Annotated in this window: 18 protein-coding genes; all 18 read right to left on the bottom strand. The window is 34.1% G+C overall.

The genetic code is table 11. The features are described from left to right. Nucleotides 1-54: 54 nt before the first annotated feature. Nucleotides 55-1,530 carry a motility associated factor glycosyltransferase family protein gene (locus ACKF5P_RS01090; RefSeq protein ID WP_408955671.1) on the bottom strand — a complete coding sequence of 492 codons (1,476 nt, stop codon included), beginning with the start codon at nt 1,528-1,530 and terminating at the stop codon, nt 55-57. Nucleotides 1,531-1,538: 8 nt separating this feature from the next. Next, the gene (locus tag ACKF5P_RS01085) at nt 1,539-2,120 is read right to left on the bottom strand and encodes a hypothetical protein (protein ID WP_408955670.1); all 582 of its coding nucleotides are present in this window, start codon (nt 2,118-2,120) and stop codon (nt 1,539-1,541) included. Continuing rightward, nucleotides 2,120-3,946: a motility associated factor glycosyltransferase family protein gene (locus ACKF5P_RS01080; RefSeq protein WP_408955669.1), complete on the bottom strand. Its 1,827-nt coding sequence runs from the start codon at nt 3,944-3,946 to the stop codon at nt 2,120-2,122. Before ACKF5P_RS01080 ends, ACKF5P_RS01085 begins: the two co-directional genes overlap by 1 nt. A gap of 127 nt (nt 3,947-4,073) precedes the next feature. Then, a complete protein-coding gene (locus ACKF5P_RS01075; protein ID WP_408955668.1) occupies nt 4,074-4,886 on the bottom strand; it encodes a flagellin in 813 nt (270 codons plus the stop codon). 496 nt (nt 4,887-5,382) lie between these two features. After that, nucleotides 5,383-5,637 (bottom strand): carbon storage regulator CsrA, encoded by a 255-nt coding sequence (gene csrA, locus ACKF5P_RS01070; RefSeq protein WP_408955667.1) that lies wholly within the window; start codon nt 5,635-5,637, stop codon nt 5,383-5,385. Nucleotides 5,638-5,647: 10 nt separating this feature from the next. After that, a complete protein-coding gene (fliW, locus tag ACKF5P_RS01065) occupies nt 5,648-6,103 on the bottom strand; it encodes a flagellar assembly protein FliW (protein ID WP_408955666.1) in 456 nt (151 codons plus the stop codon). Between the two features lie 107 nt (nt 6,104-6,210). After that, the gene (locus ACKF5P_RS01060) at nt 6,211-6,783 is read right to left on the bottom strand and encodes a DUF6470 family protein (RefSeq protein WP_408955665.1); all 573 of its coding nucleotides are present in this window, start codon (nt 6,781-6,783) and stop codon (nt 6,211-6,213) included. A gap of 146 nt (nt 6,784-6,929) precedes the next feature. Beyond that, nucleotides 6,930-7,817 (bottom strand): flagellar hook-associated protein FlgL, encoded by an 888-nt coding sequence (gene flgL, locus ACKF5P_RS01055; RefSeq protein ID WP_408955664.1) that lies wholly within the window; start codon nt 7,815-7,817, stop codon nt 6,930-6,932. Nucleotides 7,818-8,517: 700 nt separating this feature from the next. After that, nucleotides 8,518-10,311, bottom strand: coding sequence for a flagellar hook-associated protein FlgK (gene flgK, locus ACKF5P_RS01050; protein ID WP_408955663.1), 1,794 nt, complete (start codon nt 10,309-10,311; stop codon nt 8,518-8,520). Between the two features lie 141 nt (nt 10,312-10,452). Then, nucleotides 10,453-10,932 (bottom strand): flagellar protein FlgN, encoded by a 480-nt coding sequence (locus tag ACKF5P_RS01045; protein WP_408955662.1) that lies wholly within the window; start codon nt 10,930-10,932, stop codon nt 10,453-10,455. A 241-nt stretch (nt 10,933-11,173) separates the two neighbouring features. Continuing rightward, on the bottom strand, nt 11,174-11,467 hold the full coding sequence (flgM, locus tag ACKF5P_RS01040; protein WP_408955661.1) for a flagellar biosynthesis anti-sigma factor FlgM: 294 nt from the start codon (nt 11,465-11,467) through the stop codon (nt 11,174-11,176). Nucleotides 11,468-11,870: 403 nt separating this feature from the next. Continuing rightward, on the bottom strand, nt 11,871-12,284 hold the full coding sequence (locus ACKF5P_RS01035) for a flagellar protein (RefSeq protein ID WP_408955660.1): 414 nt from the start codon (nt 12,282-12,284) through the stop codon (nt 11,871-11,873). Between the two features lie 479 nt (nt 12,285-12,763). Continuing rightward, nucleotides 12,764-13,486, bottom strand: a complete 723-nt coding sequence (locus ACKF5P_RS01030) for a ComF family protein (RefSeq protein ID WP_408955659.1) — start codon at nt 13,484-13,486, stop codon at nt 12,764-12,766. A gap of 175 nt (nt 13,487-13,661) precedes the next feature. Next, a complete protein-coding gene (locus ACKF5P_RS01025) occupies nt 13,662-15,509 on the bottom strand; it encodes a DEAD/DEAH box helicase (RefSeq protein ID WP_408955658.1) in 1,848 nt (615 codons plus the stop codon). Between the two features lie 208 nt (nt 15,510-15,717). Beyond that, entirely contained in the window at nt 15,718-17,133 is a 1,416-nt protein-coding gene (locus tag ACKF5P_RS01020; protein ID WP_408955657.1) for an aspartate ammonia-lyase, read from the bottom strand. A gap of 98 nt (nt 17,134-17,231) precedes the next feature. Further along, nucleotides 17,232-18,452 carry an NADP-dependent malic enzyme gene (locus ACKF5P_RS01015; protein ID WP_408955656.1) on the bottom strand — a complete coding sequence of 407 codons (1,221 nt, stop codon included), beginning with the start codon at nt 18,450-18,452 and terminating at the stop codon, nt 17,232-17,234. 340 nt (nt 18,453-18,792) lie between these two features. Further along, complete coding sequence (locus tag ACKF5P_RS01010) at nt 18,793-19,938, bottom strand: M20/M25/M40 family metallo-hydrolase (protein ID WP_408955655.1); 1,146 nt, start codon at nt 19,936-19,938, stop codon at nt 18,793-18,795. A gap of 24 nt (nt 19,939-19,962) precedes the next feature. After that, complete coding sequence (locus ACKF5P_RS01005; protein ID WP_408955654.1) at nt 19,963-22,005, bottom strand: sigma-54 interaction domain-containing protein; 2,043 nt, start codon at nt 22,003-22,005, stop codon at nt 19,963-19,965. Between the last annotated feature and the right edge of the window lie 86 nt (nt 22,006-22,091).

Here is a 22,091-nt window from a genome sequence, read left to right as displayed (position 1 = left end):
ACTAACATTATTATCGACAATTAGACTAAATCCTTCATAAAAATTCAACTAAAACTAAGTTAATTTGGCATTTTGATTTATTTGACCGATAAACCTCTTAATATCACTATCAGATAAACATTCTCTTGTAGTATTAGAAAATATATTAGCAATAATCTCTGATTTATTTATCTCAGATTTACAATATTTAAATATAGTTTCTTTTAAGCTTAATATTTTTGTTCCTCTAATCTTTGCTCCACCTTCAGTAGCATCAATATAATTGACCTGAGAATTATCTGCAATATATCTTTCAAACCAACGTAAATACAAATAATAATCTGTTGAAGTATATACCTGATCACCATTAATTCCTTCTACTTGTCTCAAAGTACTATTATCCCTTTTTCGTTGCTCATAACTTGTATTCTCAGCATGAGTTATTCCCTGCTTACTAAAAGCAAAGTCTTGGCCTACAAATACAACTGGATCTCCCCCTAACTTCATCGCAAAATCTAATGCAGTTGAAGCCACAGAACCACCAGTTGCAATTCTTCCTTTATTAATTAACTTACTTAAACAATCCATAAGCAAATCACTTTTTGCAAAACCTACAGTTTTAGGCCCTTGATAATCTTTTAGTATTTTAGGATGAATTCCTAATGAGTGAACTAAAGGAATTTCTAAATTTAAATAATCTTTAAAAAACTTATAACTGTTTTTTACTGGCTCAATAGAAACAATAAAGTCAGGTCTTATCCATTCAGTTAATAGTGGAATTAAAGCAGTATCTACAGCAATTATTATCCCCTTATCTCTTATGCTCTTAAGTTGCTTAATATTTTCATCTAAAGATGGGCCAGCTGCTATAATAAAAATTGGTTTATTTAAAAAAGCTTCCTTAAAATTACTTACTCCTAAGCTTTCATTAATAAAGCTCAAGTTCTCTATAATATTCTTTCTAATTCTTTTGCCTAAACGTCGATTATTATAACGATTAACTTTAATCTTTTCTAATACATCCCTTAAAGCGAGAAATTCATTAGGCATAACTTTTATAGATTGCTCATGGAAAATCAATTTACTTTCTAAAATATCCAGTTTATTAAATAATCCTTGTAACTTATTAATTAAACCAGAGAATTTCACTCCAATAATTAATTCTACTCTTCTATCCTTTAAAATCAACTCTAAATCTCTATTCTTTAAAGCAAATTTAAATATATCAGAATTAACAACAACTATTTTTAAGGATTGATCCCTTCTTAACTTATTTAATAACTCTTCAACATAATAACCTAAACCAAACCCAATTAAGATTATTGAAGCAACCTCTTCTAAATTATAATTAGCAATAAACCTTTTAGCTTCTCGTCTTGGATTATAGTGACTGTTAAGTAATAATTCTTTATCTTTTAAGCCTATCTTTAGACTAAGATCACCACTTTTAGTATCCAAAACATCAAACTTAGAATCTTGCTTTAAGTTTAAAACTAAATTTCTCGTATTATCATCTAAACATTTTACATTCTTATTATATAAACTAGTCATTGAATCACCTAACTTTGCTCTTCAAGGTTTTCATTTAAGTCTTTTATAATTTCTAAATATTCCTCTAAAACAGGGAGCAATTCATATTCCAAAATATCACTTAATAAAATTATATCTTGGTTCTCAAAAGCAGTAAGAAATTCATTTAAATTACTCTCCCAATTCTTAATAACTCTATTCAAATCCATATCTTCATAAATTGAATCAGAAATAGTTTCTAAATTATCTATCAAGATACTAAGCCATTGAAAACCTTCTAAAGCTTGATTTAATAGTTTATAAGCTTTACTTTTTTCACCTTGACTAAAGCTATTAATTATTTCATCAATTCCTGAAATAAGCCTTGGTAGATAATTTTCTGCTTCTTTTAAACTATCTAATGTTATTTCTCTAGGAGTCTTTGCTAGAATTTCTAAATGATCTATTGGTTTAATACTTTCTAACTCTTGAGCTGAAAATCTTGTGATATCCTTTTGATCTGCTATTACTTGTGTCGCAATATAACCTTCTCTTTCAATAGCATCAATAATTTCTCCAACACTTTTATATTGATTCAAATCCATCTCAACTCCATAAACAGTTGTCTCCATTAGTTATCCTCCTCAGAAATTAATTGCTGATAATTCTCATTTAAAATCTCACTTACTCTCTTACTTCCTTTAATTAATCTGTTATAAAAATCAACAAACTGGTTTAGTATATATATATTATCCGTACTGTTTTTCTTTTTTTGTACATATATATCATACAAATCTGATTCAAAAAATATAATATTATCCTTCAAATTATCAATTTTAACATTAATCTCTTTTAATTTTTTATTTGTTTCTTCAAAATCAGCAAAAGAACTAGCAAGTAATCTATCAATTCTCTTTAAACCTTTTTGAGCTAACTTTTTAATCTTATCAAGATCATCTATTACATTCTTTAAATCTAAAATTAATTTTTCATCCCACTCAGCTTCAAAAGTAGATATCTTAGTTATTATCTTTTCTTTTATATTATCTTCATCTTGACAATACTTGTTAATAACCTCTTTTAAGGTCATTAGCTCTGTTCCTTCAATCCTGACTCCACCTTCTGTTGCATCAATAAATTTTCTTTTATGATTGCTCTCATTAATCTTTTTAATATTATAATTATACCACTTCAAATAAGTATAGAAATCATTCCTTGTCCAAACTAAATCCCCGTTAATATCTTTTATCCGAAAAAGCTTCTTTTTAGTCTTTTTTTCATGCTGCTTTTTATCTTTATTATTGGCAGCGCCAGTAACATGAGTAGCATCCTCACTAAAAGATAGATCTTGTCCTACAAAGATAATCGGATCTGCACCTATAGATAGTGCAAATTCAAAACCAACATGAGAAACAGAACCACCTATAACTATCCTACCTTTATAACCAGTATATCGCTCTAACCACTTTACTATATGATCTTCTAAACAAGTCAAAACAATATAACCAGACCAATCATTAAATATCTTAGGTTGAATTTGAGCTGGAGCAGCTAAAATAGAATCCTTTAATTTATCATAATTAACCCCTTCAAAAAACTTAAATATAGATTTCTTGCCATCCAACACCACCACCACATCAGGTATAATACCTTTATCTAATAAGGATTTTAAAGCAGCATCTACACAGATAATCAAAGCTCTTCCTTGCACCTTTTTTAAATAACCTATATTCTTATTTAATGATGGCCCTGCAGCTACAACAATAGCTGGTTTATCTTGAGCTACATCTATTAATTTATCAATTCCAATATTATTAATAAACAAATTCAAATTCTTCAATCTATTTTCATGCCACAATTTTCCCTCGTTTACAGCTGTTGCTTTATTAATTATTATCTTATCAAGCAGATAGTTTATCTCTTCTACTACTGTTTTATAATATCCAGGAGCATATTTAATTGCAGCAGGCAAAGACAGAATCTTGAACTTACTAAATACTATATCTATATTTTTAGAAATAAAATCATATATTTTATATTCTTCTAATTCTTCATTAATAAGCAAATGGAAATTTTCGGATTTAAATAACATGCTAAAATCTTGATACTTTAATGCTTCCTTAAAAAGGGTTATATCTTTTTCTATAACAAATATCTGTATATCTCTATCCTTTATTTTTTCAAACAATTCCAAAATATGATAGCCAAAACCAAACCCTAAAACTATTATAAAATTTAAATAATCTAAATCAAACTTATTAATAAGCCGCTCAGCTTCTCGTTGCGGATTATACTTACTATGAAGTAAAATTGGCTTGTCTTCTACATTTATAGTAACTGTTTTAAAACCATTCTTAGTCTCAATAACTTTAAATTTTTCTTCATCAATAGAAACTTCTAAATTTCGAATTAATTTTGAATGTTTTTTATCTAAAAACCCTAAATTATTATTTAACATCTTAGTCCCTCTTCCTAACATTAAATTAAAATTTACGTTATTTACACTATAATTAAAATAAGCCGACCAACAAAATGCCGGTCGGCTATATTATTAATTTAATAAATTACTTATTATTGGTTACTAATTATCCTAGAAGCTGTAATACTCCCTGAGATTGTTGGTTAGCTTGTGCTAACATAGCAGTACCAGCTTGAGAAAGAATCTGACTCTTAGTCATATCAGCCATCTCAGCTGCCATATCTGTATCTCTAATTCTAGATTCAGATGCTTGTAAGTTCTCTCTAGTTGTCTCTAAGTTATTAATTGTGTGCTCTAGTCTATTCTGCACAGCACCCAAATCAGCCCGCTCCTCAGATACATCATCAATTGCACTATCAAGTGTATCAATAGCAGAATCAGCATCACCTTGGGAACTAATACTTAAACCACTAACACCCAAAGTTCCAGCACTCATATCACCAATAGATAAAGTAATATTTTGATCTTCATTAGCACCAATATGGAATTCTTTGTTTTCAAAGCCACCACTTAATAATGTCATAGTATTAAATTCAGTATCACTAGCAATTCTTCCAACCTCTTCTGCTAACGCATCTACCTCTTGTTGTAACTTAGCACGATCATCAGTAGTATTAGTATCATTAGCAGATTGTACAGCTAAGTCTCTCATTCTTCTTAAGATATTAGATGTTTCATCTAAAGCACCCTCAGCAGTCTGAATTAAAGAAATACCATCTTGAGCATTCCTTGATGCCTGATCTAAACCACTAATCTGACCTCTCATCTTTTCAGAAATTGCCAATCCTGCTGCATCATCAGCAGCCCGATTGATTCTATAACCTGATGATAACTTCTCCATTGAACTTTCTTGATTCTGAGTTGTAGTATTCAAGTTTCTTAAAGCATTCATTGCACTAATATTGTTTTGAATTCTCATTTCTATCATCCTCCTTGATATTTTTAGAAAGCATCCTTGCTTTCTATTAGTTGTCAGCTGTCAGTCGTCAGCTATCAGCTAAAATCATCAAATACTTCTTAGCTAAAAAGCAATAACTGTTCACTGAATATTTGTAGTTAATCACTCTAACTTTACTCATTTAAATAAAGTTAGAAGAGTTGAATAACTACCATAATTAGATCCATTAACTAATAATGAGCAACTAGTTAAAATCAACACCATACTAATCACTTGAAATGAATCCAACTATGCTAATTACTCGTAACTTAGTGACTAGGAATTAGTGACTAGTAACTAGTTAAAATCGAAACCATTTAGAACCTAAAACTATAAAACCACCTTACTACTAGCAACTAAACACCGTAAACCTTTATTTCATCTGTTCTATTCTAGTTATCGTTAAAAAGCTAAAAAGTTTAAGTGAAATAAAAGATTAAATGGAGTGTTTTAATCCGATTAAATTTAATTATCGCTGTTATTCTCCTTCTTCAACTGTATTTGCTCTGTTTTTCAATAAATCATTCAACTTTTTATCCAATCCACCTTTAGCTTTTGCTGCTTCTCTATTCTCTGCTTGAATCTCTTGATATACCTCTTCTCGATGAATTGGAATATCTTTGGGGGCTTTAATACCTAATTTAACCCGCCCATTATCCAACTCTAGTACCTTAATCTCTATTTCATCATCTATAATTATACTTTCATCCTCTTTTCGACTTAAAATTAGCATAGTTGGCCCCCTATCCTACAAATTCTTCTTTTTTCTCTGCTTCAGATAAATAATAACGGGTTGGATACTCTGCTTCTAAAACAATTTGACCAGCTTTCTTACTAGCAGCATTGATTACGAGTGGTGCTTTAAGATTGGTTCTGATTCTTTCTCCATCATTCTCTACAACAACAAGAGTATAGATTATTATATCCTCTTCAGAAGTTTCTTGAGTTATCTCTAATCTTTCCTGTACTTTATCGGTTAAGCTAACTTTATAGTCAGAAACAAACTCTACTGGATTAATCATAATAAAAGAGAGACCAGGCTCTTCAAGTGATTGTAACCAATAAAATAGATCATCGTCCAAGCTATCTATAATTGTAAATTTAGTATACTCTTCAAAGCCTAAAATACTCTTTGCAAAAGTAATAATCTTATCTTCTGATATTTCAATTTCACCAAATAACTCAGTCTTTACCTTCATTTAGTTCACCTTCCTTAATGCTATTTATCTTTTCTTCAATCAAATACATAGTATCTAATCCATTTGATTTTACTGGTGGCTGATAGCTGATAGCTGACGGCTGATTACTATGCCCGATAATCAACCTCAATACTTAATTCAGGTTCTTCAGCCAAATATACCTCATACTTATCCCCTCTAGCCTCTACTTGAGGATAAGAAAAGTTCAGATCAACTCTAATTCGAGCTTGATTGACATCTACATTAAGATCTTCTCTTGTTATATTAATATCCGCTGGAGAAGACACATTATATCTAATTTCAACACGATCACCATCAAACTTTTCACGAGCAATTTGAGCAATTGGATCACCTTGGTTCTCGATTCTAGCCAACCGCTCCCCTTCCTGTACTATCTGATCAATTCCTTGACTAACCTTTTGGTGTGCTTGCTCCTCTAAAAAATTAAGATAGGAATTGAATTTTCTGATTCCTAAATCTTCTAAAAAGCTACTCCGATCAATCTCTACAATAGCAGAAGGATTATCAATTTCAACATCACCAACAACTTGAAATGGTCTAGGATTATCATACGTAACATTCATTTCAGATAACTGTGCATCCATCTGAAAACTACCAGTTATCTTATTAACGCCAATTTGACCAGAGCGTTGACTGATATTAAGCTGTGGTATACGCATCATAATCCCTCCATGCCATTTTATAACTTTTGAACTTTAATTTTACTAAGCACTAAGTATTAATTACTACCGATTTCTAATTAGCTTTAATTATTCAATATTAAATATTCAATGCTTTTTACTATTCAATATTCAATGATTTTTTGTTAACGTAGAAAGTCAACTAACGTTGGCTGGATTACCCTTGCTCCTATTGCCAAAGAAGCACGATGGACATTCTCCTCCATTTTCAGGTTAGTAATCGTCTCTGCCATATCGACATCTTCAGTCTCAGATAAATTTTTACTATGGTTAATCTTTTGAGCTTCTAGACGCGATTCTAAAAGTTGCATCCGCTGTTGTCTGGCTCCTACTCTAGAACGAGCCATTAAAGCATCTTCTATATCTTCATCCATGTCTCCAATTAAAGAACTTATCTCTTCACCATCTCCTTTAAGCTCATCTTCAAGCTCCTTTAAATGCTCAAAGATATCATTAAAACTGAACCGTTCATCTTCACCTACAACATTAATATCCACCTTAACTCCTTGACCAACTTCACGATAGATAGTCCCCTTAGGATCATCTCCATTCACATAGTTACCTGGATCATTTTGATAAGGTGCTTCAGTTGTATTAGTCCCATTAAAAATATAACGATCATCATAAGTAGAATTACCCACTTCAACTAAGTGCTCTCTTAGTTGACTTACCTCAGTAGCTAATTTTTCTCTATCGTTTCTTGTTAATGAATCATTGGCCCCCTGAACTGCTAAATCTCTTGCTTGTCTTAAAGTACTAACAGTATCATCTAACGCCATATCCGTAGTTTCAAGCCATTTAATCCCATCTTGAACATTTTCAGTATGCTGTTCATTATACTTAATCGTACTCTTAGTACTCAGTGACTTAGTAGCACTCAAAGGATCATCGGATACATTCTGCATCCGTTTTCCTGTCGATAGTTGATTCATATATTTATTTAGTGTACCTTGACTTCGGTTATAATTATTCTTAAAATCACGAATCATCATATTGTTTGTAACACGAGTCAATTTTAAACACCTCCGGTTAAAGTCAATTTATAGTTTATAATTGACAATTTATAATTAAGTTCAAAAATCAAAACTCAAAAAACACATAATCTTCTAATCACTTTACTTTTTATTGATATATAGTTTCACTTTTAAAATTAAAATCTTCAACCAATAAACTTCAAAATCAGTTTCGAGAGGGCTAAAAACCAGCCCTTCCTCGACTAAATTTTTTTACTGCAAAAAAATTTAGGAAAAAAACTTAAAAACAAAGGAAAATTAAACTCGCAACCCAAGCTAACTACCTATTTCAAATTAAATTCATTATTTATTTTAAATACAATTGCTGTTAAGGCAGTTAATTACAGAATCTATGCTCAGCTCAAACAAAATTTTCCTAAAACCTAACTAATTATAAATCATGAGGGATGTTTCGCAGTGACATCTAGATTTTTTCGTCTAGCTTCTTGATGAGTCGAGAAATAAATAAGAGTATAAATTAGCTAATTTCCCTACTTTTAAATTAGCTAGCTCTTATTTATTCGCGGACGAATCTTAGAAGTTCAGAAAAAATCTTTCAGAACGAGAAATCTCCCTCATGGTTCTAAGCAAAAGTTACACATAATTGTAATAAAGCTCTACCTTAAACCCTTATAATACCAAAGATTCTCTTGATTTTACACATGTGCTTTTTAATTATCAATTATCAATTGCTAACTAGCTAGATCGCATTAACAAGCGTATTAAACATCTCATCTAAACGAGTTATTATTCGTCCCGCTGCATTATAACCATGCTGAAACTTGACCATCTCTGTCATCTCTTCATCTAAAGAGACACCAGACACCTCATCACGCTTAGCCTTTAAATCATCAGTCAAAACCTTTTGATTACTATGCATCCTATCAGCTCGTTCGATATCAATCCCTAACATACTGGTCTGGGTCTGCCAATAGTCATTAAAACCGGTCGAATTAATAGCATCTCCTTTATATCTAAGATCAGCAATCCGTTGAGCATTACTTCCATCACCTAGTTCACCATTAGCAGAAGCAGCTATCTTACTTGGATCATCCACGATATTCTCATTGACCTGGATATGACCTGCTGTTGGTACTTTACCATCATCTTCAGTATTGAAAGTAAAGAAACCTTCATCAACTGCATCACCCTCCATATCATAGCCATTACTATGGATATGGTTGACCTCACTGACTAGCCTTCGCGTTAATCTATCTAAATTATTGACTCGATAATCATCAACTTTATCCCTAACATCCTGTAAGCCCTTAATCTCTCCACTGTTGATCTGTACGCTATTTCCTCCAACCTGGAACTGATACTTTTCAACACTGTAGTTATAATCCTCAAATTCTTGTTCAAAATCACTATTTAAATCAATTTCATCATTATTCCAATCAAACCCTCCATCATCTTCAGTAATAACTTTATTCTTCAATCTATTTTCAAAAATAGTAATATTCTTTACATCTATATTATAATCTTCTTCAAGAATATCCTTAATTTCATCTTCAAGGCTTCCAAGATTATTTATATCTATTTCTACTGTTTCGCTAGTTCCATTATTATCAATTTCTATAGTAACTTCATCATTATCAAAATTATCTATACTAATATCAATATTATCAACTTCATCATCATCACTTACAATTCTAATATAATCATAATCACCATCATCAAAGCTAGCTACGAAGTTCTCCTCTACATCCATCTCTTCACCAGTCGTAGACTCTTCTAACTTATGAGCAAACTTACCCTGAACAACATTGATTCCATTCAAACTGACATTAGCTTCATTATCCTTAGTCGTTCTGATACTGACATCAGCCAACTTAGAGAGGTCATCTAATAAAGCATCTCGTTCATCCATCAAGTCATTGGCATTCTTCTTTCCATCAGTCTCAATCGCCTTAATCTGGTCATTGAGACTAGCAATTCTACTCGTTAAAGCATTAAACTCATCAACCCGCCCTTCAACCTCTGATCCTAGATTCCCTTTAAACTCCTCCAAAGCCGTATCAAAATGATTCATCTGAGTCGTTAAAGTAATTGATTTTTGGACAAGGGTCTCTCTCATAGCTAGACTCTCGGGGTTATTGTTAAGCTCTTGCCAACTGGTCCAAAACTCATCTAAGCTATTAACCAGCCCCCCCTCTTCTAATTCATTAAAAATGGACTCAATCTCTTTTAAGTTCTCTTTTTTCATCTCCCATTCACCTAAACCATGATTTTCTGCTCTAATCCTACTATCTACAAAACTATCCCGCATCCGTTCAATCTTTTTTACTTCAACTCCCGTTCCAATTTGGCCGGCATTAGCACTTTGATTTAGCCCTGGTACAGTATAAGGTGTTGTCGTTCCTTGAACTGCCTGTTGGCGGGAGTAATTCTCATTATTAGCATTAGCAATATTATGACCAGTTGTCATCAAAGACTTCTGTTGTGTTTGTAACGCCCGTTTAGCTAACTCAATTCCTCCAAATGTTGATGTCATCAATTTCCCTCCTGTTCTTGTGTTATCCGTTATCTGTAAAAATTCAAGACCATAAAAAGCCTTAAGGAAAAAACTTAGTTTCTAATAATATTTGAATTTAATGCTTTCCACAGACACAAATTACTGACACAGACACGCTTCCTATGCTTTATGGTTAAGAATGGAGCTTCTTTTTCTCCCATTATCTAATAACCCTTTTTTCCCATAAGTACTTTTTTGATCATCAGTCAACATACTGAGACTAAAATTAGTCATCTTGATTCCATCTTGAATCAGCTTATTATTAAGCTGATTTAGATCGATCAACTTGGCCATCAAAAGTGATAGCTTCTCCCCTATTTCTCCTAATCTCTCATCATAAGGAGGCTCAGACTCTTTTATTAATTCAGTAATACTTAGATCACCTACTAAATCACTTCTCTTTTTTTCTAATACCTCTATATAATCTACAACCTCTTCTTCCTTCTTAACAATCTCATTTAATTTAGTCATATCCTGCTCAAGAAGAGCTTCTCGTTTTCTCTCACCTAGTTCATAAATTTTTTGATGTATTTTATATTCAGCCTTTAAGATTTCGATTGCCTGTTTGATATGGAATTCTGTTATCTCAACTTCTGCCATAAGCTTCCTCCTTCACAGTGTAAGTTCAATTGATAATTTAAAGTTAATAGTTAGAATTCAAATAAAAATTAATTAACTATCAATTAGCAACTGTCAACTGCTTTTTTTAAACTATTCCTTATTTTTTAAATTCATTTTAATCAGCAATGATCTGTTGTTCATCTGTTTTTGACATTAATTTATAGTCCACTTTTTATTCGTGTTGATTCGTGGTTACTGCTTTTAAGTTTTTGATCTTTAACTACCCTCTATTATTTATTGTTTCTAGCATCTTCTCCGCTACAGCTTCTCCATCGATATGATAAGTCCCTGCTTGAACTTCGGCTTTTATCTTACCAACTTTCTCCTGACGCTTTGATGAATCAACTCCTTCAGTCAACTCCTGTTCCACCTTTTGTAATTGCAAAGCCTCCTTGGATAAGGAAACTCTATCTTTCCTTTGTTCTTTACCAGTTTTTTTATCCTGGTGTTGTTGTTTATTATACTTATTAGTAACCTGGGCCAAATTCGCTTGTTTATTCTGATCAATTTTCATCTTACCACCACCTTTGTTTAGCTTTGAGTCTTGAGCTTTGAACACTTAGTACTGATTCTATTGAATTAAATAATTTGATTTTGCGATTTTCTAACGCTCTTGATTTTTAATTACTCTGTATTACTTCGTTTTTAACTGTACATTGTACATTTATTCCTTTCCTTTTCCCTTCAGGTTCTTCGAACCTTTCGTGACGAAAAAATCCACTATTAATTATTCAATATTAAATATTCATTACTCTTTCATCTATTCAATATTCATTATTAAATATTCAATGCTTTTTTAACTTATCGTTAATTTCTCAACTTTAATTAATCCCAATCTCAAACAATAAAAAAGGCTTAAGGCAGATTAACTGACTGATAAACAGTCTTCCTACCTTAAACCCCTCTCGCGAAAGATATTAACTTTTTCCACGTCGATTCCTAGTAAACATCCCACTACCTTTCTTCTCCTTAGGTTTTTTCTTCTTTTTCTTCTTACTCTTAGCCTTATTAAAACCCTCCTGCAAAGCATCTCGACAACTCTTACAAAAACGGCCACTAGAGACTGGAACTCCACACCGCTCACAATCAATAGATAGTTCTAGCTCTCCCATCTGATCAAAGCGACCTTCCCTCACAAACTCACGAATCAACTCTTTCTCCACTTCAGTATCTTGATGTACCTCCTCTATCATCGCCCCAGGATTCTCCCATAAATAATCTCTTACAAGCTTGAATTTCTCCTCTTCTTTTCTTCGACAGTCTGGACACTTCTTCTCCTTTCGTACAGGAGCAAAGATCTGTTTACAATCTTTACATTTTTTTATTCCCACTTCAGCCACCCCCCGAATTTAATTGATAATTAAGAGTTGATACTTGATAGTTAACTTCAAAATATCAAAATCAAAAACTAAATCCTTCAACCTTCAATATCTTCTTCTAACTAAAAATACTAATAATTAGTCATGGACGTTATCTTAATACATAGATTTCTAATCATCTTACTTCTTATTGATATTTAGTGGCACTTTTCGTTCGTAAAAGAATGTGTTTTTGTAGGGGCGACTCTCCGTGGTCGCCCGTGATTTAACATGGGCAGGCACAGAGACCTGCCCCTACAAATATCATTTCTACCCGCCAAATCAAAAATGCCACAATATTGTAATAAAGCTTCACTTAGAACATATACAATGCTAAAAATTGTCTTAAATTAACGTGGATAATAATTGATTAAGTTCTAACCTAATCACCAATTACCAGTCACGATTAACTAGTTACTAATATTATTCTCTATTTCTGAGAAAATTCCTTGTTATCTGACAAAATCTTTTCCAGTGGCCAATGTGATTACCTTAACCTCTTCAGCTCCTGCTTCTAGTAACAATCTACTAGCTTCATTGACTGTTGCTCCTGTGGTGAAGATATCATCGACCAGTAATACCCTCTGTCCTTTAGTTAGCTGCTGATTCTCCACCTCAAATTTGCCCGCTAAATTCTGTAACCGCTCCTGCCGGGCCAAATCACTCTGCCGAGCAGTATCTACTATTCTAGCCAATAGTGACTTAATTGGCAATCTAAGCTCCTGACTTAATTGCTGGGCCAACAGATAAGCCTGATTAAAACCCCGCTCCTCTAGACGTTGCTTATGAATAGGGATATATGTTATTAAATCCAGCTCATTAATCTGGTAGTAGTGCTCGGCATATCTAATTAACAACCTTGCCAGTGGGGTAGCTAACTGCTGCCTTTTATCATATTTTAACTGCTTAATATACTCCTTCAACCCCGCATCATAAAGACCAACCGCCCGTGCCTTACTAAAAAAACGTTCCTGCTCCCTACAATCAAGACATAACTTATTTTTAGTTAACTTACCACACTTAACACAATAATCATCACCTATAAATTCAATCTCTTCGATACACTCAAAACAAAGCCCAACCTCACTACTACTGAACTCCCGCCCACAAGCTGGACAGCTTGGCCAGGCGGGGTATAATAAATCTAAGATAAAATCATATACTTTTGACAGCATTTGATCACTTCCTCGTGTTTGTGTTTCATCAACACCACAGATTAAAACCTGTGGCTCATTGTTCTCTATTTTTTATGATTGACTTAGGCTTAACCTTAAACTATTGTTTTTTATTAGTGCTCATTTGGGTTCATTCGTGGTTCACCGAATTTGATTTTAAGCTTTTGATCTTTAATTATTCATTATTCATTGAATTTAAGTATCCTTTCCTCCGTGCATCCTGATTCAACTCACAGATCATATCCCTCGCTAGCTCCATCTCATCACTGCTATCATTACCGATAAACCAGACCCTCCCTTCAGGATAAGTAAGCGATCTACCTGATCGTCCAGCCATCTGAATCAAAGTCTGATGATTAAAGATATACTCCCAATCAGCAAATAAGACCAAGACATTAGCCTTCTCCACCGTTACACCCCGCTCCATGATAGTTGTCGAAACTAAAATCGGATAATCTCCAGCCAAAAAACCTTCCCGCTTCTCTTCGCGACGTTGATCCTGAGAATGGCTACCTTGTACCCAACTGACTCCGTTGACCTCTGGAAACTGAGAACGTAAATAATCAACGACCAACTCCACTAAATCCCTACTAGGAACAAAGAGAAAGACTTGAGCTCCATCCCCCTCAACCGATAACCACAACTTATCCAATACAAGCTGACCTAGCTCAACAACCCCCTCCTCTTGCTGATATTGAATCTCTGCTGTCAGCAATTCAGGCTCTGGTAGTGGATAACCATGGTATCTAGCTGATAATTTAATCAACTTGGAGCGACCCTCTTCTAACTCTGCAAACTCCTCTGGTCCAGGGGTAGCAGTCATATAGATAATCTGCCCTTGATCTTTTTTCGCCTCTTGAAGTACCCGCTTTAAGATCTCACTTCCTTGATAGGGAAAGGCATCCATCTCATCTAAGATAATTAGATCGAAAGCTCTATAATATCGTAAGACCTGATGGGTGGTTGCAATCACCAATTCAGCCTGCTGATAGCGTTCATCACTCCCACCATAAAGAGCCTTAATACTGACTTCAGGAAATGCCTCCCGTAGTCTTTCAGCCAACTCAACAACTACATCTCGTCGAGGAATTGCAAATAAAACCTGTCGTCCCTTATTTAATAACTCTGCAATTACAGCAAAGGTTACTTCCGTCTTACCGGCACCACAGACTGCCCAGACTAAAGCTTGTTGATAATCTTGTCGCGTAAAATCAACCAGTTGATCAGAGACATCCTGTTGTAGTGTTGTCAATTCAAACTCCAACCTAGGTTCAATAAACTTCAACTCAGATTCAGCCTCCATAGCTGGAATTAAATACAATGGTCGGCATAATCTAGCCTCCCCCATCATCAAACATTCCTGACAATGATAATCTAAGCTTTCACAATAACCACACTCAATCTCAACTACCTGCTGACTACCACATCGCTGGCAACTGATCGAACCTATTCTATATTTGATTGCTGGAACTATCTCTAGTTGGCCTAATAGCTTTAAGTACAATAAAACCTTACTTAAATCCCTAACCACCAGTCTATTCTTTCTTACCACTTGCCTGATCTCACTATAATATAACTTCTGCCCTGCTAGTAATTTATATACTTGATAAAACTCTACTGAACGGGGAAATGAAGTAACCAAGACCTCTTGTTTGGCCACCTCTTCTTTAGTGACTTTAGTTACCAATTTAAACTGTCTCAATACCTCAGCAATCTCTATCTTCTTATCTTCAACTACCTTACTCAATGGATCAAAATCTAATAAGAAACTGAATATTCCTCCTGCTACCAATCTATTATCAAAGTTGGCCCCTCTTCTCTCTTGAGCAGTAGTTATCTTCTGATATAGATACTCCCCTACTCCCCAATCCAATTCCTCTGTCAACAGAAATAATTTAAAATCCTGCCCTATAACCCCCTGTTGTAGATAATACTTAGCATCCAACTCAGGTAAAATAGATAGACCAAGTAGATATTTAGTCTGGTCTGCTAATAGATAAATCATTGGGCGTTGTTGCTCCATTCCACCACCTCTTTTACAATTATTTACATTTATGTATATTTTACTATTTCACCCGTTAGATGTCAATGATAAAACCGTTAGGTACGTCAAGTATCAAAGATATAAGGGGTTATTGATATATAGCTTCAATTTTACTCTCAATGCAAAAAGGACACGATATATATCGTGTCCTTTTCTGGGATACCCTGGCAATTTAATTCTATAAAGCCTATGCTTCCTTAGGCAATAATTGCTTGCCTGCAATTCCTGGTTCTGTCATCTCAATCGGATTCAATACCTCTGCTAACTTCTCTTCATCCATAATATTTTCATCAATAATAATCTCTTTCACAGATCTACCCTCTCTTAGAGACTTCTTAGCAACTTCACATGCTTTCTCATAACCAATATGGGGGTTAAGTGCCGTAATAACCCCTACGCTACGTTCAACAAATTCACCACATCTTTTTTTATTAACCGTAATATTCTTGATACACTTTTCAGCAAATATCTGATTGGCATTGGTCAAAACCTTAATTGACTGTAATAGATTAAAGACTATCACCGGCATCATTACATTCAACTCTAACTGCCCTGCTTCCGAAGCTAGGGTAATAGTCTGATCATTACCTAAAACCTGGAAAGAGGCTTGATTTACCATTTCAGGAATTACTGGATTGACCTTACCAGGCATAATTGATGAACCAGGTTGTACTGCTGGTAGGTTAATCTCATTCAACCCTGCCTTTGGCCCGGAATCTAACAACCTAAGATCATTAGCAATCTTAGATAAGCTACTAGCAAAAGTCTTTAATCGTCCAGATACCTCAACGAAAATATCAGTGTTTTGTGTACCATCAACTAAATTATCAATCAATTTCAAATTCAAGCCTGTACTCTTTCTTAAGTCCTTAATAGCCAGTTCAATATATTTTGGGTCAGCATTTAATCCGGTTCCTATCGCAGTCGCACCTAAATTAATCTCAGTTAGATCACTTCTTACTCCTTCAATCCGCTTCAGAAAACGATCAACTGCCTTTTGATAAGCCCCAAACTCTTGGCCCAATCTGATTGGCACAGCGTCCTGTAGTTGGGTTCTTCCCATCTTCAAGACATCATCAAATTCTTCCTTTTTTTCTCCTAACCTTTTACTGACCATCTTAGCAGCTTCAATCAATCCATCAACCTTTCTTAAAGTAGCTATTCTAACCGCAGTAGGTATTACATCATTGGTTGATTGGGCCATATTGACATCAGTATTTGGATGTATCCGATCATAATCACCTTTCTCATAACCTAAAATTTCTAATGCTCTATTAGCAATTATTTCATTAACATTCATATTGATAGAGGTTCCTGCTCCACCTTGGATCGGATCCAGTATCACCTCATCATCAAACTTTCCTTTTGTTAGCTCCTTGGCAGCTTGGATAATGGCTTGCCCTTTATCTTTCTTAAGATACCCCAAGCCCATATTTGCCTTAGCTGCTGCTTGCTTAACCATCCCTAATGCATGGATCAACTCACCTGGGATAGAAGCTCCCGTCACCATAAAGTTTTGAGCCGCTCTCTTACTTTGTACTCCGTAATATGCTCCATCTTCAATCTCCATTTCTCCTAAAAAATCCTTTTCAATTCTTGCCATTGGTATCCCTCCTGTAATTTTCACTCTCAATTTCTAATTCCTAATTCCTGATTTTGATTTATAGCTGCTTACTGCCTTTGACCTTGCTAACAGCTGATTTACCGCATCACTTCTCTAGCATTCTTTAGTTCAGTCTCATAATCAATATTAATCCGTGCTACCCCACATTTAACTGCTGCCTCAGCTACAGCGGCAGCTACATGAGGGCCAACTCTCTTATCGAATGGCTTAGGAATTACATAATCAACTGCTAATTCTTCATTAGAGACAAGTCCTGCTAAGGCATAAGCAGCGGCTATCTTCATTTCTTCAGTTATATCGTTGGCTCTAACATCTAAAGCTCCACGGAAAATTCCAGGAAAAGCCATTACATTATTGATTTGATTTGGATAATCAGAACGACCAGTCCCTACTATCTTGGCCCCTGCTGCTAAAGCATCCTCGGGCCAAATTTCCGGTTCAGGATTGGCCAGTGGGAATATAATCGGATTCTCAGCCATATCCCTTACCATCTCCTTCTTTAATACCCCAGCTACCGAAACTCCAATAAAGAGATCTGCCCCTTTAATTACTTCACTTAAGCTTCCTGTCTTATTTTCTCGGTTGGTTAAACGGGCCAACTCCTCTTGCTTCTCGCTCAAACCATCTTGGCCTTCATAGATTGGCCCTTGCCGATCAACAACAACTATTTCCTCAACACCCTCAGCCAACAACAACTTAGTAATACTTGTTCCTGCTGCTCCAGCTCCATTGACAACTACCCTAAGCTCCTCCTTTTTCTTACCAACCAGCTTTAAAGCATTTATCAATCCAGCTAAAGTAATTATAGCTGTTCCGTGCTGATCATCATGAAAGACTGGAATATCCAACTCTTCTTTAAGCCGTTCTTCTATATAAAAACACTCTGGCGATTTAATATCTTCTAAATTAATCCCCCCAAATGCTGGAGCCATTCGCTTAACAGTCGCAACCAATTGATCAGGATCATCTTCATCTAGACAGATTGGAAAAGCATCTACCCCTCCAAACTCTTTAAAGAGTAATGCTTTACCCTCCATTACCGGAAGCGAAGCTTCACACCCGATATTACCCAATCCTAATACCGCACTACCATTACTGACCACAGCTACAAAGTTAGATTTATTTGTATAATCAAAGACCTTTTCTCTATCCTTTTGTATCTCCAGACAAGGCTCAGCCACCCCAGGAGAATAAGCAAATGATAGATCATTTTCTGTCTTTACTGCTACCTTTGCTTCCACCTTTAATTTTCCTCGATTATTCCTGTGCAAATCTAATGCTTTCTCTTTTAAGCTCACTATATACCCTCCCCCTTTACTCTCCTTTTTAAGGACGATTCATTATTTTATTTATGCATATTCTATACCAAATTCTTCATCTTAGGCTTTTCTTATGTAAAAAATAACATATTTCTTTTTAGTCCTTTTTTACAGAGCTAAATACCCACTAATTAGAAGATTCAAGAATAAAAAGTAAAAAAAGTTCACCTTTAATTATCTACTAAATACCCAATACAACCCAATAGTCATTTTATATTACCCATTTTACCATTTATACTATTCCAGAGATAGAATTGCCTAAAAATAAAGAGTCTAGGAATTAATTTCTAGACTCTTTTGATAACTACTTTTCTATTTTTCAAGTTAAGTTTTTAAAATAATTATCAATCTGTATTATAATTAATACTAACTGCTGTAATCCTTTCTTTACCGGGCCAACTTCTATGTATTCTGCTGTTGAATGCAAATTAGCAGCCTCAGTTAACCCTATCGTTACAGCAGGAATCCCCAAGTTCAATGGTAAATTTGCTTCAGTACTTGCCGGCTTAAAATTAGAACTTATATCTAGTTTCTGATGAACTCTTACTAAAAAATTGACTAATGGATCTTCTCTATTTAACCTGCCTGCTGGTCTAGTACCCAAATCTTCAAAGTTAACCTCTACTTTATCTTGTTGACTAATATTTTGGATAGTCTCCCTAAAATCTTGATCTATTTCTATTAAAAGATCCTTACTCAACGATCTGACCTCTAACAACATCTGTGCAGTAGCAGCAATAGTATTAACTGTCTGACCTCCAGTTACTTTGCCTATATTGAAAGTTGTTTGTGGATCAGTTGGTAATTCAAAATTAGCTAAATTACTAATCACCTTTGCCATAGTATGAATAGCGCTAGAATTACCAAAATCACTCCAACTATGCCCCCCTAAAGCACTAAATTTTACCCTCCAGCGGCTACTACCGACTGCTTGATGAGTAATCCTACCTAAACCATTACCCTCTAATACAATGACTGTATCCACTTGATGTTGATAACTCTCCATCAATTGAGACATCCCCTTTAGATTGCCCTTACTCTCTTCTCCTACCGTAGCTGCTAAAATCAGATTATAATTAAGCTCTACTTCGAATTTATTTATTATTTCTGCCAACACCAATAGTCCTTTTAATCCTAAACTATTATCACAAAGCCCTGGCCCTGAAACTTTATCTCTTTCCCTCTTCACTTCCAAGTCTACTTCCTTTGAAAAGACGGTATCCAGATGAGCAGTAATCATTACGGTAGGCAAGTCTTCATTTATAATATAGCTATTTATCACATTACCTACTTTATCTTTATCTACCTTGGCCTGTCCTAATAGCTCAAACCTTTCCTTAATATAAGCAGCTCTATCCTCTTCTTGAAATGTTGGAGCCGGAATCTGTTGAATCATAATCGTTTCTTCAATAAATCTATCTAAGTTAGAATCAATAAATTGAAAAATTTCCTCTTCACAGCTCACTTCAATAACCCCTTTCTTCCATTGTCATAGCAACCCTTCTAAGAAACTAATACCTTCTTCAGTAATTTTAGTCCCCTGTCTTCCTTGTCCAATACTGACTAAACCAGATAATTCTAATTTTCTTAATCTACTTCTTACCATATGTGATGAGAGATGTATCTTATTAACATTGGCATTTTTAGCTATCTCTCTTCGCCCTATATTTCTTTCTTCCTGTTTTGCTAAATAGAGCTCATTTAAAATAAATAGATACTCCTTTATATCTCCTAACTCCTCTAATTCTTGCTTTATCCGTTCTAGATTTGAATCTAAAATATTATCTTCTTCATGAAAATGAGGAGGTAAATCTCCTATTCCTACTTCTCCATTACAAGTTTGTGAAATATACTCTATACAATTTTCCAGCTCCCTAACATTACCGGGCCAATTATAATTATATAGCCTACTTTTAACCTCTTCCGAAAAATTCAAATCATCTGCATTAAACTTCTGCAAAAAGAAAGCAATCAACAATGGAATATCCTCTTTCCGCTTTCTTAATGCAGGAATCTTTAATGGTAAAACATTAAGCCTATAATATAAATCCTCTCGAAATTCATTATTTTCAACTAATTTACGTAATTCTCTATTAGTTGCAGCAATTACCCTAATATCAATTGGGATTACCTTGGTTCCTCCGATTCTCATCACTTCTTCTTCCTGCAAAACCCTTAACAAACGGCTTTGAATATCAAGAGGGATATCACCAATCTCATCTAAAAATATCGTTCCTGTATGGGCCAACTCAAAGACGCCAGGCTTTCCTCCTTTTTTTGCTCCAGTAAAGGCCCCTTCTTCATAACCAAACAGTTCACTTTCTAATAAATTACCTGGTAAAGCAGCACAATTAACAGCAATAAATGGCTCTCTACCTCGTTTAGAGTAGTTATGAATTGATTGAGCAAAGAGCTCCTTTCCTGTCCCACTCTCCCCTTGAATCAAAATTGTAGATTCACTTCCTCCTAAGTTCTTGGCTTTTTGAATCGTCTCATTAAGTTTCTTGCTATTTCCAACTATATCAGAAAATTCATATTTAGCAATATGACCTTTATCCTTTAACTTTCTTCTTAAATTCTCTTCTAATTTTTTTACTTCTGTAACATCCTTAAATGTAGCTAGAGCCCCGATTACTTTATTATTTTGCTTAACCGGTACTCTAGATGTTACTATCTTCTTATCTGATATACTCTGTAAAGCATTTATATGCTTATTCTCTGTTTTAAGGATAGAGTTTAACTTAGTGTTAGTTATCTTTTTTTCTACCTCAACCCCAATTACTTCTTCAGCTTTCATCTCAAAAATCTCTTCTGCTTTTTGATTAAATAACTCAATCTTCTTTTCTTGATTAACATAGATAACTCCATCATGAACATGATTAATTACAACTTCTAGCATCTGGTTAACCCTTTCAACCTTCTTAGTATTCCAATATAACTCCTTACTCAATTTAACCAACCTTTTAATATGTTCAGTCACTAATAAATTAGCCTTCTCATCTAATAAATTCAGTTTAATTAAAACTTCAATAATTGTCGTTAGATCAAGAATTCTACTACCGATATCAATCACCTGTTTGACAGTATCAGGCACATATTTATCTTCACCGGGAGTAATAGCTAAATCTATCTTTTTATCTAACTCTTTTCCAGAATAAAAGAGCTCTAAGTTAATATGATCAATACCTACTCTTTCTAAAATCTCTTTAGTTTCATAAGCTGCCATCTCAGTATTATTAACTAATAAGACCTCCTTATCATCTGGGAGTTTAATCAACTCCTCTAAAGATGATAATTCCAAAGCTCTTCTAGCAAAAATAACATCTTCAGCCTCTAATATATAATCCTCTAATTTTTCTTTTAAAGAATTAGTTGCTAATACTAACTTTGAATCAATAATGCCAGGCTCAATCTCCCCAATTAAATAGCTCTTTATCTCTACTCTATCCTGTAATACCTTCTTTAATTGCTCTTTAAACAACTTATTTGTTACTTCACTAATAGTTACAATTGCTAATTCTTGCTTAATCATCTATATCCCTCCGGAAATCAATGATAGTTAAAATAACACTCCATTTGAAACTATCCAATATCTACTTTACTATTTACTATCGTTAC

This window comes from Natroniella sp. ANB-PHB2 (assembly GCF_046097105.1).
GTDB lineage: Bacteria > Bacillota > Halanaerobiia > Halobacteroidales > Halobacteroidaceae > Natroniella.
This window is presented reverse-complemented; position numbering and strand designations above follow the sequence as displayed.

What these genes read in the sequence shown, in the direction of transcription:
- ACKF5P_RS01025 (WP_408955658.1), bottom strand. Translation starts at nt 15,509, where the DNA reads ATGGAGCAACAACGCCCAATGATTTATCTATTAGCAGACCAGACTAAA.
- ACKF5P_RS01075 (WP_408955668.1), bottom strand. Translation starts at nt 4,886, where the DNA reads ATGAGAATTCAAAACAATATTAGTGCAATGAATGCTTTAAGAAACTTG.
- ACKF5P_RS01060 (WP_408955665.1), bottom strand. Translation starts at nt 6,783, where the DNA reads ATGCGTATACCACAGCTTAATATCAGTCAACGCTCTGGTCAAATTGGC.
- fliW (WP_408955666.1), bottom strand. Translation starts at nt 6,103, where the DNA reads ATGAAGGTAAAGACTGAGTTATTTGGTGAAATTGAAATATCAGAAGAT.
- ACKF5P_RS01005 (WP_408955654.1), bottom strand. Translation starts at nt 22,005, where the DNA reads ATGATTAAGCAAGAATTAGCAATTGTAACTATTAGTGAAGTAACAAAT.
- flgK (WP_408955663.1), bottom strand. Translation starts at nt 10,311, where the DNA reads ATGACATCAACATTTGGAGGAATTGAGTTAGCTAAACGGGCGTTACAA.
- ACKF5P_RS01030 (WP_408955659.1), bottom strand. Translation starts at nt 13,486, where the DNA reads ATGCTGTCAAAAGTATATGATTTTATCTTAGATTTATTATACCCCGCC.
- ACKF5P_RS01090 (WP_408955671.1), bottom strand. Translation starts at nt 1,530, where the DNA reads ATGACTAGTTTATATAATAAGAATGTAAAATGTTTAGATGATAATACG.
- ACKF5P_RS01020 (WP_408955657.1), bottom strand. Translation starts at nt 17,133, where the DNA reads ATGGCAAGAATTGAAAAGGATTTTTTAGGAGAAATGGAGATTGAAGAT.
- ACKF5P_RS01045 (WP_408955662.1), bottom strand. Translation starts at nt 10,932, where the DNA reads ATGGCAGAAGTTGAGATAACAGAATTCCATATCAAACAGGCAATCGAA.
- ACKF5P_RS01085 (WP_408955670.1), bottom strand. Translation starts at nt 2,120, where the DNA reads ATGGAGACAACTGTTTATGGAGTTGAGATGGATTTGAATCAATATAAA.
- flgM (WP_408955661.1), bottom strand. Translation starts at nt 11,467, where the DNA reads ATGAAAATTGATCAGAATAAACAAGCGAATTTGGCCCAGGTTACTAAT.
- csrA (WP_408955667.1), bottom strand. Translation starts at nt 5,637, where the DNA reads ATGCTAATTTTAAGTCGAAAAGAGGATGAAAGTATAATTATAGATGAT.
- ACKF5P_RS01080 (WP_408955669.1), bottom strand. Translation starts at nt 3,946, where the DNA reads ATGTTAAATAATAATTTAGGGTTTTTAGATAAAAAACATTCAAAATTA.